The sequence below is a fragment of the Reinekea sp. genome (assembly GCF_982785585.1).
Map to the genome: position 1 here is coordinate 164,667 of NZ_CEYAVF010000002.1, position 14,974 is coordinate 179,640.

The window sequence follows — 14,974 nt, forward strand, 5'->3', positions numbered from 1 at the left end:
GCTGTGTCAGAACTAGAAGGTCCTTGGTATAAACAATTTTGGTTATGGTTTATTGTCTCGCCGCTGCTGGTTGTCTTTGTGCTTGGCTTCACCATGCTCTATCTGGCGATCAAAACCAATGATGGCGTAGTGGTGGATAACTACTACAAGGACGGCAAGGGCATCTTTGTCCGTAAAGACGAAGATGCGCTGGCCCGAGCGCAGAATTTGCGCGCGGATCTACTCTGGATCGATGATAAACTGCTGGTGACGCTCAGTGGCGATTTGACCCCCTTACCGGAGGCCCTCAGGCTATTATTTATCTTTCCAACGGCCAAGGCTGGCGATGTTTCAGTGCTGTTACAGCATCAAGGTTTGGGCCAGTACCAAGGGCGCCTGACCAAACCGGTTATCGGCAAGCGCCAACTGCAAATTCAACCGATCGGTGAAAGCGTCAATTGGCGACTGCACGGCTCGGGCATAGTCCCCCCCGCGTCCGCCTCGATGATTTTACTGCCCAAGCAACAATGAGCTCTACAAACTGCTTCCATTGTGGCTTGGTCAATCCGGACGAAGCCTTTGAACTCAATGTGCTAGGCGACGCTCGCTTTTTCTGTTGTCTGGGATGCCGCGCCGCGGCTCAAATGATAGTCGCGAGCGGCTTAGGCGAATATTATCGCTTTCACCAACCCGACCAACAGCCCGTCGACACCGCCCTGAGCGACAAACAACAACAGGCCTTATTAGTCTATGATCGTGATGATGTTCAGAATGAATTCACTACTCGGGCGAGCGATGGGCGCAAGACGGCGATCTTTTTAATTGAAGGCATCAGCTGTTCAGCCTGCACTTGGTTGATCGAAAAGCGCCTGCAACAATTGGCGGGGGTTAGCTACGTCGCGATGAATGCCGCGACCCATCGCTTATCGATTGAGTGGCAGCCTGGCGACGTCAAACTCTCCGATATTTTCAAAAGTCTGTTATTGATCGGCTATCGCGCAGCACCCTATCTGCCCGATGCGGCCGAACTGGCCCGAGCGCGCACCCAGCGGCAATTTATTCTGCGTCTTGGAGTTGCCGGAATCGGTATGATGCAAGCGATGATGAATGCCGTCGCGCTTTATTCGGGCGATATCAGTGACAGTCATGAACGCTGGCTGTGGTGGACCAGCTTGCTGCTGACCTTGCCGGTGATCCTTATTTCCGCCTGGCCCTTTTTTACCGCGGCCGGCCATGCCCTTAAGAACCGTCAATTGTCCATGGACGTCAGCGTCAGTATCGCGATCTTAAGTGCATTTCTGGCCAGTGTTTGGGCCACTGTTACCGGCCAGGGTGAGGTGTTCTATGAATCGGTCAATATGTTTACCTTTTTCCTCGTTCTGAGTCGATTTTTGGAATTTCGCGCTCGCACCCTCTCCAATGCGCAGGGCAATACCCTGGTCCGAGTTCTGCCAGCAACCTGCAGCCTAGTAGAGGGCGGCACGGTGCGTGAAACATCGATTCGCGACCTAATTGATGGCCAGATCATTCGGCTCTTAGCCGGCGAAACCAGCCCCTGTGATGGCACGGTGGTGCGCGGCCAAAGTGAATTTGACGAATCCAGTTTCAGCGGTGAATTCAGAGGTCGTGCGAAACAACTCGGCGATCCGGTACTGGCGGGAACCATCAACCAACTGCAGTCGGTTGATATCCAGGTGCAGCATATGACCACCGGCAGCGCCGTTAATTTCCTGCAACAATTGGTCGATCGCGCCAGCGCTGAAAAGCCACGCATCGCCGAGCTGGCCGACCGGGGTTCACGCCAGTTTATCCTGTCGACTCTTTTGGTTTCGCTGCTGATTGGCCTGGTATGGCTGTGGCTCGATCCAGATCGGGCCTTCTGGGTGGTAATCAGTGTGCTAGTGGTCACCTGTCCCTGTGCGCTCAGCTTAGCAACCCCAACGGCACTGGCGCAATCCATGGCACAGCTCAAGCGCCAAGGCTTTGTGATAACCCGAGGTTATGTGTTGGAACGCCTGGCGCAATTGACTGAGGTGGCATTCGATAAAACCGGGACCTTAACTGAAGGCCGATTTGAGCTCAGCGACTTTAATCGCGATCCCAATGCCGATCGTTGGGCATTTTCCGAGGCGCGATTAAAATACATCTGTGGCGCGTTAGAACAGTACAGCGAACATGCTATGGCCAACGCCTTAAAACCCTTAACTGCAGAGTTCAGTGCATCGGCTCTGGTCATTGAGGCGGTCGAAACGGTTCCGGGCGCGGGCATCCAGGGGCAATCTGAACTGGGTTTATGGCGCTTGGGTTCGGCAGCCTTCACCCACCAAGACGAAGCGATACAGACCGAGGGGACTCGTCTCTACCTGACTTGTAATGACCAGCTAATGGCCACCCTAACCCTGACAGACCGACTGCGCAGCACGGTAGCGCCGCTATTTGATACGCTGACGGGATTACAGATCCGCAGCCATGTCTTGACCGGAGATGCCAACCCCCTAGCCGAGGCCAGATTGCGCACGGCCGGACTCAACGGCCAGTTTCTTGCTGGTTGTACACCCGGCGAGAAGTTAGCCTGGGTCGAACAGCGTGCCGCCAACTCTCTGGCAGTAGTCGGTGACGGCTTAAACGATGCACCCTTCCTAGCCGGTGCCTCGTTGTCTATTGCTATGTTGGAGGCAACCGATTTAACCAAGACCCAAGCCGATGTGCTGCTGTTCACCAACGACCTGCAAGTGATCGCCCACGCGATCGGTGTCGCGCGGCGCACCCAGAAAATTATTCGTCAAAACCTGGCCTGGGCGCTGCTTTACAATCTTATCGCCCTGCCGATCGCGGCCCTGGGATTGGTCGCTCCGTGGCAGGCCGCTATTGGGATGTCGGTGAGTTCACTGTTGGTGGTTGGTAACGCCAGTCGTTTGAGGAAATAGCTGTGGATATACTGTTACTCTTGATACCGGCAAGCCTATTTTTGTTGGCGGTTGCCGGACTGCTGTTTTGGTGGTCGGTGCGCAGTGGCCAATACGACGATCTGGACAGTCCAGGCCAGCGCATTCTGTTTGAGGATGACGACCATATGGTACCGAAGCCAGACAAGGAGCAGGATAGTGACGACTGATTTACTCGCCGCGTTCTTGATCGGCCTAGTGTCCGCGGGCCATTGCATGGGGATGTGTGGCGGCCTTATGGTAGCGGCCGGACTCAACTCAACTCGCCCGATTCTGACGGCCTATTATAGTATCGGCCGGGTCACCACCTATGTTTTCCTGGGGACGCTATTTAGCTACTTTGCCCACCTACTGCCCAGTCATACCCTGCCGTGGCTTAAGGTCTTGTCTGGTTTGCTATTAGCGTTAAGCGCGCTCTATTTTTTGGGGTGGAACCGATGGCTAAAGAATTTTGAACAGCTTGGCTTCCCACTGTGGCGACGTTTGCAGCCCCTAAGCAAGAAACTGCTGCCGATCGATTCGGCGCGAGCGGCCTATGGCATCGGTCTATTATGGGGCTTTATTCCCTGCGGACTGATTTACACCGCCGTCGCATTTAGCCTGGGTATGCCCAATGTCCTGCAGTCGGCTCTGGCCATGCTATTCTTTGGCTTAGGCACGCTGCCGGCAATGGTTGGCTCGGCGTTGATGGCCAACCGCATCCGACCCTGGTTGTATCATCCGAAAGTAAAGTTTGTGCTCGCCGGCATTATGCTCTTGTTTGCCGGCACCCTTTGGCTTGATGCCTACCAAAACCTGAGGTAACTGATGAATTATATATTCGGCTATGGCAGCCTAATTTGCTCCGATAGTCGCAGCCGAACCGGCGTGTCGGGACCGGCTCATCCGGTCGAAGTACAGGGCATTGCGCGCAAGTGGTCGGTCCATGTGCCGGATTATGCCGCGACGGCCGTGGGCGCGCACAGTGATGCGCATGCGCACTGCAATGGCGTGTTCTTTGCCGTCGATGAGGATAACCTGAGTCGTTTTGATGTCCGAGAACAGGGTTACCGGCGGATTCAGGTGCCATGGGCCTCGGTCGAGGCCATGAGCACCTCAGCATTGCCAGTATTGGGCACCTTATGGGCTTATGTCGGCACCAGTCAGGCCGCGCCGCATGCCGAGCGACCGATCATGCAAAGTTATCTGGATGTCATCCTCAACGGCTGCCTAAACTATGGTCCCGACTTCGCCCGGAGGTTCACCGAACTGACCGGTCAATGGCAACATTTGGTCGATGATCGGACCCAGCCAACCTATCCGCGCGCGCTGAAGTCGCATGATCGCCTGCCCGAAATCGATCAGGTGATACTCGAGCATCTGCCTGATTTATGGGCACAAAAACAACAATTGGCTCAGAAACCCTAAATAAATATACCGCGGCGTCGGGTCAATCTGGCTCTAAATGAGGTCTTTTTTGGTCAATTAGCTGGAAAACAGCTGAAAAAGATCTGTTATAGGTGAAAACCATTTACTGGCCTGACCTGGCGTGTTATCAATCTCGGCAAATTATCCCCTATTAGTTGTCAATCACATGTCCCAATCTACCAAACAGATACCGCTCGGCACTGCCACAAGTGACAAGCTTGAACTCTCTAAATTGCAAAAACGCTTGCGCCGCGATACCGGCCGAGCGCTGGCCGATTTCAATATGATTGAAGCCGGCGATAAGGTCATGGTCTGCCTATCCGGTGGCAAAGACTCCTATACCATGCTCGATCTGTTGCTCAGCATGCAAAAGAGCGCACCCATCGACTTCGAACTGGTGGTGGTGAATCTGGATCAGAAGCAACCCGATTTCCCTGAAGAAATTTTACCCAACTATCTACAAGCCCTCGGCGTGCCGTATCATATTCTTGAGCGGGATACCTACTCGATTGTGATGGATACGGTCCCAGACGGGAAAACAACCTGCGGGATCTGCTCACGTTTGCGGCGCAGCACCCTCTATGCATTTGCCGATCAAATTGGCGCCAACAAGGTCGCCTTAGGTCATCATCGAGACGACATTATTGAAACGCTTTTCCTCAATATGTTTTACGGCGGCAAACTCAAGGCCATGCCCCCGAAGCTGCTCAGTGACAGCCAAACCAATGTTTTAATCCGGCCCTTGGCCTATTGTCGGGAAGCCGACATTGCCCGATTCTCAAGCCTGATGAACTATCCTATTATTCCCTGCAATCTCTGTGGCTCTCAAGATAGCCTGCAACGTCAGGCCATAAAAACCATGTGCCAAGATTGGGAAGCGCAGTTCCCCGGTCGGATCGAGAGCATTCAACGCTCGATGGCTAATGTTTCATTATCACAACTGTCGGATCGCGAGCGTTTCAACTTTACCGATCTGCGCGCCAGTGGTATCCCGCTCGTCGCCACCGATGTTGATCAACCCTATGCGCCTTTGGCCAGCACCTTGGTTAAGACGTGGAGGCCTGAATAAAACGATAATGCAATAGATCAGTGTTAGGAAACACAAGCGAAGCAAAACTGTAGTATGCTTAAATTTCATTAAGCTTTACCGCTCGGAGCCTTGTCATGGGTTTAACCACCGCCTGTAAAAACTGCAGTCTTCATCCACTCTGTTTACCGTTGGCCTTATCGGTTGACCAAATGGACTCTCTGGATGCGATCATAAAGCGAGGCCGCCCGTTGCAAAAAGGAGAGCATCTTTTTTATCAGGGCGACGAATTTAAATCTGTCTACGCCGTGCGCACCGGGACGATAAAAACCTATACTTTAACCAACGATGGTGAAGAACAAATTACCGGCTTTCATTTGGCCAGTGAGTTGGTTGGCTTAGAAAGTTACGATTCCATTAACCACCCCTCCTCGGCCAAGGCGCTGGAAACCACCAACGTTTGTGAGATTCCGGTCGATCGCCTGGATGAATTGGCGGGTAAGATGCCCGAGTTAAGACGTCAACTGATGCGCCTAATGAGTAAAGAACTGCGGGGCGAACAACAGATGATGTTGCTGCTCAGCAAAAAAAGTGCAGAAGAGCGTATTGCGTCTTTTTTAATTAATTTGGCCGCACGTTTTAAACGCCGAGGTTTCTCCGGCACGTCCTATCGCCTCACTATGTCGCGTGCCGACATTGCCAACTATCTCGGTTTGGCCGTGGAAACCGTAAGCCGAGTCTTTACCCGTTTTCAAAAGCAAAATTTATTAGAAGCAACGGGCAGCGCTAAAGATATAGTAATCGGAAACTTTGTCGAGCTGACCTCGATGGCCTCCTTGGCCGAGTGCGAACGGATTGAGCTCGGCCTCGACTAAGGCAAGGTTTGCATTCAAGATTCGCATTGTGACCATTAACTGATATGGGTCACCTTCTCCCCCACCGATCTAATTACACTGATCTTTCTTAATCTGTAACTGAGATCAGTATGTACCTTGACGTTGTTGTACTGGCAGGCATCGCTGTGGTGGCTTTGATGATTGCTTTCTTTGCCGGCTTTGGCTATTTCATCTACCGCGATGCGCAAAAAAAACCACCGGCCGATTAGGCCCGATAGTTATCGATATATTGTCGAATCAGCCATCCGGCGATCGAAACACTGGGCGGGTGTTTCGGCAAGTCGTGTATATTAAACCATTGGGCATCGGCAATTTCCCCGGGCGCGGGGACGATCTCGCCAGCCTCAAATTCGGCGTGAAAACCTAACATCAATTGGTTTGGAAAAGGCCAAGCCTGACTGTTTAGATATTGGATATTTTTGATCGTCACGCCGACCTCTTCCTTAACCTCGCGCATAACAGCCTGCTCAGCCGATTCGCCCGACTCGATAAACCCGGCCAATGTACTGTACCAACCCCGCTCCTTGTGATTTTCGCCTTGGGCCAACAACACCTGGTCACCCCGCGTGATCAAGACGATAATGCAGGGCGATATGCGCGGGTAGAACCTGAGGCGACAGGGGCTGCAGCTGAGGGCATTCTCCCCGGCTATCTGGTGTGTCACCTGACCACATTGGCCACAGTATTGATGTTGTGTGCGCCACTCCAATAGGCCACGGGAGCGGGCGCAGAGCATAAAGGCCGTCTCATCGAGATAGGCGATATCGCGCAGTGACGACAGTGACTGATCGGCGGATACCTGACTGACGGATGCGGTGAAATACGCCTTACCGTCCAATAACCCGACAAATTCGCGCGCCGTATAGGGATAAGGTACATCCGCTTCGGCCCAGGCAATCTGCCGATCTTGGGTCAATATTTGCCCCTGATACCAGAGAATAATCTTGCTTTGAGCATCCGATACCGGCGCGATGCCTGGCAATTCAATTTGATGCCTACCCAATTCGTACAGCATAGTGTCTCTTCCCAGTGCAATGGTATCAGTCGAGTGACTTGGTCACTTTCATGATCTCATCTTCAGAGCCAACACTGAAGCCGAAATGTTTCGCCAGACCAAGCATGGCGCCATTTTCGGGGAGTACATCGGCGACCAGTCGACTGACTTTAAGACTCTTTCCGTAACGCACGGTCTTGTCCATCAACAGCCCTGCCAGGCCCGTTCCTTGTGCCTCAGGGGCCACCATGATGGCGAACTCCAGTTCATTATGGTTTATGTCGAGCCACAGACGCATCTCGCCCAGGATGCCCCGTTGGTCCTCTGCGACAAACACCATTTCGCGCCGATAATCGATTTGACTCATGGTCGCTAATTCCAAATGTTCAAATTTCAAGCGACTGTAAAAAAAGCGCAAACGCAAAGCCTCGGCGTCGAAACGGCCAAAGAAGGCCTTCAACTCCGGCTCATCTTCACCGCGAATCGGTCGAATGAGCATGGCTAGACCGTTCTTCAGCACGCAGTGTTCCTCCAGTTCCGCCGGATAGGGGTTCAAGGCCGGACTAACCTTATCCCCAATCGACGCGGCAACCCCCAGAACCACCGGCAGGCTGTTATTTTGCAACAGCAGATTCACTTCCACGCCCATCAGACGCGGGTTATCGATCACCATCTGCGACAAGCCGATAAGATGCTGAATCAAGCGCTCCATATCGTCGACTAGCTGCTCACTGCGCTCTAACAGCACCTGATAGCCATGGGTTTTTTGAATGAGCTGCTTCGCCAGCGCTGAGTTCAGTGGCACTAGGGCCACCTGTCGATCGACTAACATATCGGCGTGAGAGCCTCCCTCACCGATGAAGATTAATGGGCCATAAGTGGGATCTCGGGTAATACCCAGGCTGAACTGAATGGCATCAACCTTACGCCGCATCGGCTGTACCGCCCAACCGAGTATTTCGGAATCGGGCAGGCGGCGATTTTTTTCCCGCGTTAATTCCACACTGGCAGCGCGCAAGGCCGCTGCATCGGCCAATTCTATCTTGGCGCCCCGCCAACGCGCCGCAGGCACATTCTGGTAGGCAAAAGGATAGCTATAGGTCTGGTGTACCAGACGTAAGGCGGCAGGGAAAAAGCGCGGAGTCAGGCGCGTCAGCAGTCGTTCAAAATCGGTATCGAAGGTGCTACCGACCAGCTTAAAGCCGTAACCGCGTAAAAGCTGACGCGCTTCTGGCCAGGTCAGATAGGTACGCCGATCTTGACGCGCCTGAGCGATCACCCGCTCAGCCTGATCCCGGTCGGGCGCGAACTCTAAGGCATCACTGCTGGGAGTTTCGCGCAGCCGCTCCTGCGCATGCGCATGTCGGGACAATGTCAGATAAGCGTTAACGCCCTCTGTGGGCGAATCAAAATTCAGCAACCCGGCACTATCGAAGGCTTGACGGGCACTTTGGGTGGTCAGGCCGCCGAGAAAACAGGTTAATACCAGGCGTCGACTGCGCTTAATATACTTTAGTAAGGCCGGCGCTAAATCGGCGCTTACCGAGCGGCGATTCGGGCTGTGAATCACCAGAATGGCGCCCAGGCCCGGTTCGGTTTCCAGTGCTTTTAGGCACGCGACATAATCTTCACCGCTGGACTGGGGCGGCAGCACCGCAGGGTTGCCACCCGTTTCGCTGTGAAACCAGGTCTGGCTTTGGATCAGTTTGGCACTCGGCGGCGGAGCCAATTCACCCTGATTTTTCAATAGATACTGGCGCGCCAACATTGCCGTACCCAAGCCATTACTGACGATGGCTAAGTTCCGATGATAGAGCGGGCGCGATCGCGCCAACACCTCTAAACCCTGAAACAGCCCATCAATAGTGTCGACTTGGAGCACACCGGCACGGGAAAAGAATTCGGCATCAACCTTATAGACGTCCGAAATGCCATTGGCCACCGCGCCCCGATTATGGGTTCGAATGGCCAGTACTTTCTTTGACCGCGATGCCGCACGCAGTGCTGTTAACAGGCGATTCGCATCGCGGATCTGTTCCAAATGAATCAGGATGGCCTTAACCCGCCGGTCAGTGGCTAAATGATCCACGACATCGGAAATACGAATATCGGCGCTGGCGCCGAGGGTTAAAAAATGCGAGAAACCAATGCCGCGCGCGCCGGCCCAGTCGAGCAAGGCCGCGCCCAGAGCGGCAGAATGGCCGACATAGGCGGCACTGCCCGGTAGCGCATCGAGGTGGCTGTAACTGGCATTGAGCTTATGATCGGGTACCAGTATCCCCAGGCAATTGGGGCCCATCAGACGGATATTCAGTTCTTTTGCGATGCGGGCGATCTTTTCATTGTTTTGCGAACTGAAATTCAGCTGCCGTGCCAAACCGCCCGTCAAGATCAAGGCGGCGCGAATATTTAGCCGACCCATCTGGCGCAGCACCCGCGGAATGGCCGCCGGCGGCACACAGACAATGGCCAGGTCGATCGAATCGTTGATGGCGCGCAGATAGCGCACACAGGGCACGCCAAACACCTGCCCATAGCCTTTTAAATTCACAGCATAAATAGGGCCGGCAAAACTTGAGCCCTGCAAATTTTGCAACACCAAACCGCCCATACTGCTGTCACGCTCTGATGCGCCGATGACGGCGATGGATTTGGGGGCAAAAAAAGGGCTAAGATCGGGCATTATTAAACCAAAGTCGGAATGCTAAGCCTTTACTCTAGCCTTATACTGCAAGGACATTCAATGGCTTAAATCAACCATGACAAAAACAGCCCTGATTTTCCATGAACATTGCGAGCTGCATGATATGGGCGAGGATCATCCGGAATCGCCGCGCCGCACCCAAGCTATTCGTGAACAGTTGATAAAGACGGGCCTGATGCCGGACTTAGTGCAGCTGCGGGCCGAGCAGGCCAGCACAAAACAGGTGCTCCGGGTTCATCATCAGACCTATGTTGAGCAGCTCGACCGGATCAGCCCGAAACAGGGCCTGGTGCAGGCTGATCCGGACACGCTGATTGGGCCCTATACCTGGGAGGCCAGCTATCGCGCGGCGGGCGCGGGCGTGCAGGCGGTCGATGGCATTCTGAATGGTGAATTCGATCGCGCCTTTTGCGCGGTGCGTCCGCCGGGACACCATGCCGAACCGAATGTGACTATGGGCTTTTGTTTTTTTAACAACGTGGCCATCGCCGTCGAACACGCTATTAAACATCATGGCTTAAAAAAAGTGGCGATCATCGACTTCGATGTTCATCAGTGTAATGGCACCATTGAAATGTTTCAAAACCGTCCCGACGTGGCGATCTTTACCAGCTTCCAACACCCCTTTTATCCCAATAGCCATTGGGCCGCCGAGCATCCCCATATTCATCTCACGCCAATGGTGGCCTACTCAGACTTTCGCGATGTCAAACTGGCCTGGCAGGAACAATGGCGTCCGGCCTTGGTGGCCCACCAACCGGAGATGATATTTATTTCCGCCGGTTTTGATGCGCACACTAAAGACCCGATGAGTCAGACTAATTGGCAGAGCGAGGATTTTTACTGGCTCACCGACGCGATTGTGACGCTGGCCAATGAACTGTGCGCCGGCCGCATTGTGTCGGTACTTGAGGGGGGCTACCACTTGGCCGCCTTGGCCGAAAGCGCGGAACTGCATATCCGCCGTTTAACGGAGGAATAAGCAGTTCCGGCAAGTGGGTCTATTCGTCGAGCAAGTCTCTATAGATAAACTCTTGGTCTGGTTCTTCCAGACTGATTTGACCTAGAGCGCCAGAACGTAAATCCTTAAGCACGACTTCGCTAACCTTGTGCCAATCGACCTCGCGGCCTCGAACGCAGGCGCGACTGCGCGCGATCGCTTCCATGCAGGCCGTCGCGGTATCGGGCACCGAGGCCAGTTTATAACGACCAATCAGGGCTTCCGGATAACGCTGAATCAAATAATCCACGGCGAACAGCGCTATGTCCTCATATTCCACCGCAGTATCTCGAATGGCGCCGCTGGCGGCCAATCGATAACCACCCAGTTCGCTTTCAGGGGAAGGCCACATAATTCCCGGCGTATCCATCAGGGTAAAATCATTAGAAATCTGAATGCGTTGTTGATTGCGCGTGACGGCCGGTTCGTCGCCGACTCGAGCAACCTTTTTGCCCGCCAAACCGTTGATCAGGGTCGACTTACCGACATTCGGAATGCCCACCACCATGCTCCGCACCGGCTTGGCGATACCACCACGATGTGGCGCCATTTGCCGACAAAAATCAGGAATTTTCGCCAATTGCTTGCGATCGCTCATGACCATGGCGACCACCATGATATCTTTTTCCTGGGCTAGGAATGATTGCCATTTGGCAGTCACCAAAGGGTCGGCCAAATCGGCCTTACTGAGCAAGCGAAGTACCGGCTTGTCGCGCCTGATCTTGGTCAAGATTGGATTCATGCTCGAATGGGGGATACGAGCGTCCAGGATCTCGATAACGACATCGATTTTAGGGATTATTTCACTGATCTGTCGACGGGCCTTAGCCATATGGCCAGGAAACCAATTAATTTTTGCCATTCAGCGAAACACTCAATCAAATTAGAGCGGCATTATACCACATCATTGTCGGCAACCCTGAAGTCCTCCGGTATGCAATATGGCTATTTTTCGATTGTGCAGGTGTGGGTCGACGGTTAATTGGGACTCGAGAGCGTAAAAAACCTTAGCGGTATAGACCGGATCCAGGGCGATACCGGACGCCAGGCTAAATTGCTGACTGAATGTTCGCTGCGCTGGACTGAGCTTGCCGAACCCCGGACCGGCAAAATCGGTCCACAGGCTGTATTGTTCAGAGCCAAGCGATAGGGCCGCCATCTTGGTCTGCAGGTCCTGATAGTTATCGGCATCCCTAAAGACAGGAACACCGACAACAGACACTTTCGCGGGTGCGTGCGTGGCCAACCCGGCGAGCGTACTGCCAGAGCCCACCGCACAAACCACCAGATCGGTGTCCGGGTCAATGCCTTGCCACCAGAGTCCGCTACCCTTGATGCCCTCTGCAGACCAGCCGCCTTCATTGACCCGCATCGAATTCGGATAGAGCGACAACCATGGCTGCCAGAAACCATCAGTATAGCGCTCTTGATAGGTCTGCCGATCGACAAAATGCAGCTCCATGCCCCAACGTTGACAGTCGAGCAAGGTCGGCGTTAAGACCTGGGCCGCATAACCAAGCACTAAACCAACTGATTGCAGGCCGGCTTCCCGGCTGGCCCAGGCGAGCGCATGCAGATGGTTAGAGTAACGCCCGCCGACACTGATAAGGGTTTGCAGACCGCTATCTTGGGCAGCCTCCAGCAGAGGCTGGAGCTTATAAAGTTTATTGCCGGAAACCACTGGATGCAGCAGATCACCGCGAATTATTGAGACATTGGGGCGCTGGGGCCAGGCGGATTGGGTCAAGCTGGGTAGACTGGCAAAGATACTCTGGACTGACCGCACTCAGCTGCTGCGCCGGAATTGGGTGACATTGCCGCTGTCGAGTCGGTGTTTAGTGCATCGGTTGTTAACGCCGATTTGATAGTCAGAGGGGGTGTCAATACGCTTCACCGGCACACCACATTGTTCGCATTCAGAGCCATCATAGTGCACTAACCAGCTTTTATAATGTTCCAGTGTAACACTGCATTTCTGTGCGGCGAAACTCAAGGGCTTATCGAGATAGTCTTCGAGTTGTCGGGCCGGCAAGCTGATATGGCCGGCACCGGGATGATAGGCAACAAAGACCAACTCCAGCTTTTCCATTTTCTCATAGACTTCGACATTGGCCACCGCATTGTCTTCTGCCTCGATTCGATCGCGTTTGAGTTGTTCATTTTCACGCTGAGACTCTCCTAATCGTTGTTCAAGATCTTGGGCTTGGAACTCGAGGGTTTTCCGTAATTCTTGGGTTTTAAAACTGGCACTGGTCAGGCTTTTCAGTGACTGTGTGGACTCGGCCAACGCATGACTTGCTTGATCATACTGTTTGCTTAAGCGCTCGTAATCGACCGACTGACTCACCCACCTGGCCTTGAGGTCGCTCGCTTCTGCTTGCTTCTGGTCGATTAGGGCGCGTAGTTCGGCCAACTCACTGGACGTTGAATCGCTGTGGACAACAACCTGTCGTTGATAACCCTCTATTTGGTCCGTCAGTGCGCTATTAGCCCGTCTATATTTCGCCAGTTCATCGTTCTGCTCCTCCATTTCCAGGGCCTGAAGGGTTAGCCGTTCTTTTAATTCGATGCTTAGCCGAGTTTTATCATCGTCGGCCACACGTTGATTGTGTAACAGCTCTAGATGCTCTTCCTTGAGGCTATTAAACTGGTCCTTGTGGCTCTCAGCCTGCTCTTGGGCTTGGATCAGGTCCCGTTCGAGTCGAGTATTTCGGGCCTGCATTTTCTCCAACAAAACCTTGTTGTGGTTGGCCTGTTGCTCTAAGTCCTGACCATGATGTCGATAGCTCTGCGCCTCATTACGCATGGCGCGCTTTACCTGCTCAATCTCCACGCGATACTTTTCCTCCATAGCTTGAATCGTCTGCTTCTGACGCTGAATCAACAGATCGACCTTGGCCTGAAATTCTCCGGCCTGCGCGCGCAATTTTTCCGTGCCGCTTTGTGCTGTCAGTTGTTGCGAGGATTGCCAGTCAGAGGTGTCAACCGGATCGCACATCAGCGGGACCTCAATCTCCGGTTCGTTGAGCTGAGCGGGCGCGGGTGTCGGCGCTGACAAAATGGGGATGGTATTTAATTCGTCGTCGGTGATAAGACCGAGTTTATTACGCGTTACGGCCTCTTGTAGCAGGCAAAAATGATCAATGTCACGTTGATTAGGCTCCCATAATTCTCGCTGGTACCAGGACACCGAACATTGGCTCCGGCAGGCAAGCCGAATCGGGCCAGCACCTAGATCAGGGCCGGGGCCCGCATTCTCAGCTAAATGGCGCAGCGGTATGTTCCAATCCTCATCGGCGAAACCGCGTTCATTGAATTCGATTTGAAAAGTCACAAGACTGTGGACTTTTAAGGACGGAGTTATCTTGACGTAAGCGGCGTAAATCTCCCTATTCGCCAACTCGGTAATCCCCACCACGCCGTCGAGTACCGCTTCGAATTCAGAATAGCGCATCTCTTTTGCGACCACTTTGTTGCCAAAGAAAATTATTGCCTCGAATAGCTCCTTGCTGTTTCTTGCTGCCATATGCTGCCTCAAATGCACTTTTTTGCCCTGTTGTAAATCAGAGCAGACCTTCGATCAGTGTGATCATTCTATGCACACCGCCCCTGAGAGACTGTGACTTGATTAGCAGTTAGTAAAGATGGCCCCACTATTTTGTCAAAATGTGACTTATTTTGCGTTTGAATACACTGTGACTCTCCGTGCTGGGTCTCTGTTGTCCTACTGAGTGTAGTGAATAGGATGGAGTTACGCCTGCTTTCAGGCGCGTTAACACCGTTAAGGGTCGCGCGGAGGCACCAGCTTTACGGGGAACTGTCGACGTTATAACCGGCAAGTTGATCTGTTTTGATGGAGGCTGTGCAGTAGATGTTTTGGGCCTTGAGGCCATGGAGCAGACAACAAAATGTTATTAAACAGTTGGATCCGGACAAAAAAGCTTTAGCAGGGGGGATGAATCAGAACAGACTTGAGAAAAGTATTGGCGGAACGGACGAGACCGATGGTCCGGCATTCCGGC

At 53.3% G+C, this 14,974-nt stretch carries 14 protein-coding genes; 9 read left to right on the forward strand and 5 right to left on the reverse strand.

Features of this window, described 5'->3' with window-relative positions; all coding sequences use genetic code 11:
• Positions 1–3 precede the first annotated feature (3 nt).
• From AC4FIC_RS01885 to ccoM, 8 genes are all read left to right on the forward strand, one after another.
• Positions 4–510: a FixH family protein gene (locus AC4FIC_RS01885; RefSeq protein WP_100256527.1), complete on the forward strand. Its 507-nt coding sequence runs from the start codon at positions 4–6 to the stop codon at positions 508–510.
• Positions 507–2,906 carry a heavy metal translocating P-type ATPase gene (locus AC4FIC_RS01890; protein WP_100256526.1) on the forward strand — a complete coding sequence of 800 codons (2,400 nt, stop codon included), beginning with the start codon at positions 507–509 and terminating at the stop codon, positions 2,904–2,906. The genes AC4FIC_RS01885 and AC4FIC_RS01890 overlap by 4 nt, the downstream gene beginning before the upstream one ends.
• A 2-nt stretch (positions 2,907–2,908) precedes the next feature.
• On the forward strand, positions 2,909–3,094 hold the full coding sequence (ccoS, locus tag AC4FIC_RS01895; protein WP_100256525.1) for a cbb3-type cytochrome oxidase assembly protein CcoS: 186 nt from the start codon (positions 2,909–2,911) through the stop codon (positions 3,092–3,094).
• Positions 3,084–3,728, forward strand: a complete 645-nt coding sequence (locus AC4FIC_RS01900; protein ID WP_158524293.1) for a sulfite exporter TauE/SafE family protein — start codon at positions 3,084–3,086, stop codon at positions 3,726–3,728. The genes ccoS and AC4FIC_RS01900 overlap by 11 nt, the downstream gene beginning before the upstream one ends.
• Positions 3,729–3,731: 3 nt before the next feature.
• On the forward strand, positions 3,732–4,331 hold the full coding sequence (locus AC4FIC_RS01905) for a gamma-glutamylcyclotransferase family protein (protein WP_100256523.1): 600 nt from the start codon (positions 3,732–3,734) through the stop codon (positions 4,329–4,331).
• A 166-nt stretch (positions 4,332–4,497) separates the two neighbouring features.
• The gene (gene ttcA, locus AC4FIC_RS01910) at positions 4,498–5,400 is read left to right on the forward strand and encodes a tRNA 2-thiocytidine(32) synthetase TtcA (RefSeq protein WP_100258701.1); all 903 of its coding nucleotides are present in this window, start codon (positions 4,498–4,500) and stop codon (positions 5,398–5,400) included.
• 95 nt (positions 5,401–5,495) lie between these two features.
• Positions 5,496–6,233, forward strand: a complete 738-nt coding sequence (gene fnr / locus AC4FIC_RS01915; RefSeq protein WP_100256522.1) for a fumarate/nitrate reduction transcriptional regulator Fnr — start codon at positions 5,496–5,498, stop codon at positions 6,231–6,233.
• 110 nt (positions 6,234–6,343) lie between these two features.
• On the forward strand, positions 6,344–6,463 hold the full coding sequence (gene ccoM, locus AC4FIC_RS01920) for a cytochrome c oxidase subunit CcoM (RefSeq protein WP_287419582.1): 120 nt from the start codon (positions 6,344–6,346) through the stop codon (positions 6,461–6,463).
• On the opposite strand, the gene nudC is transcribed toward ccoM, so the two are convergent.
• Both nudC and AC4FIC_RS01930 read right to left on the reverse strand, forming a co-directional pair.
• Positions 6,460–7,269 (reverse strand): NAD(+) diphosphatase, encoded by an 810-nt coding sequence (gene nudC / locus AC4FIC_RS01925; RefSeq protein ID WP_100256521.1) that lies wholly within the window; start codon positions 7,267–7,269, stop codon positions 6,460–6,462. The genes ccoM and nudC overlap by 4 nt on opposite strands.
• 25 nt (positions 7,270–7,294) lie before the next feature.
• Positions 7,295–9,931 carry a bifunctional acetate--CoA ligase family protein/GNAT family N-acetyltransferase gene (locus AC4FIC_RS01930; RefSeq protein ID WP_100256520.1) on the reverse strand — a complete coding sequence of 879 codons (2,637 nt, stop codon included), beginning with the start codon at positions 9,929–9,931 and terminating at the stop codon, positions 7,295–7,297.
• 76 nt (positions 9,932–10,007) lie between these two features.
• Between AC4FIC_RS01930 and AC4FIC_RS01935 the strand changes: the two genes are divergently transcribed.
• Positions 10,008–10,934 (forward strand): histone deacetylase family protein, encoded by a 927-nt coding sequence (locus AC4FIC_RS01935; protein ID WP_476194711.1) that lies wholly within the window; start codon positions 10,008–10,010, stop codon positions 10,932–10,934.
• 19 nt (positions 10,935–10,953) lie between these two features.
• On the opposite strand, the gene ylqF is transcribed toward AC4FIC_RS01935, so the two are convergent.
• From ylqF to AC4FIC_RS01950, 3 genes are read right to left on the reverse strand one after another with little or no spacing between them, the layout of a single operon-like run.
• Entirely contained in the window at positions 10,954–11,814 is an 861-nt protein-coding gene (gene ylqF / locus AC4FIC_RS01940) for a ribosome biogenesis GTPase YlqF (protein ID WP_100256518.1), read from the reverse strand.
• Between the two features lie 42 nt (positions 11,815–11,856).
• Positions 11,857–12,738, reverse strand: coding sequence for a 1-aminocyclopropane-1-carboxylate deaminase/D-cysteine desulfhydrase (locus AC4FIC_RS01945; RefSeq protein WP_100256517.1), 882 nt, complete (start codon positions 12,736–12,738; stop codon positions 11,857–11,859).
• Positions 12,739–14,478, reverse strand: coding sequence for a coiled-coil domain-containing protein (locus AC4FIC_RS01950; RefSeq protein WP_273286160.1), 1,740 nt, complete (start codon positions 14,476–14,478; stop codon positions 12,739–12,741).
• Positions 14,479–14,974: the final 496 nt, after the last annotated feature.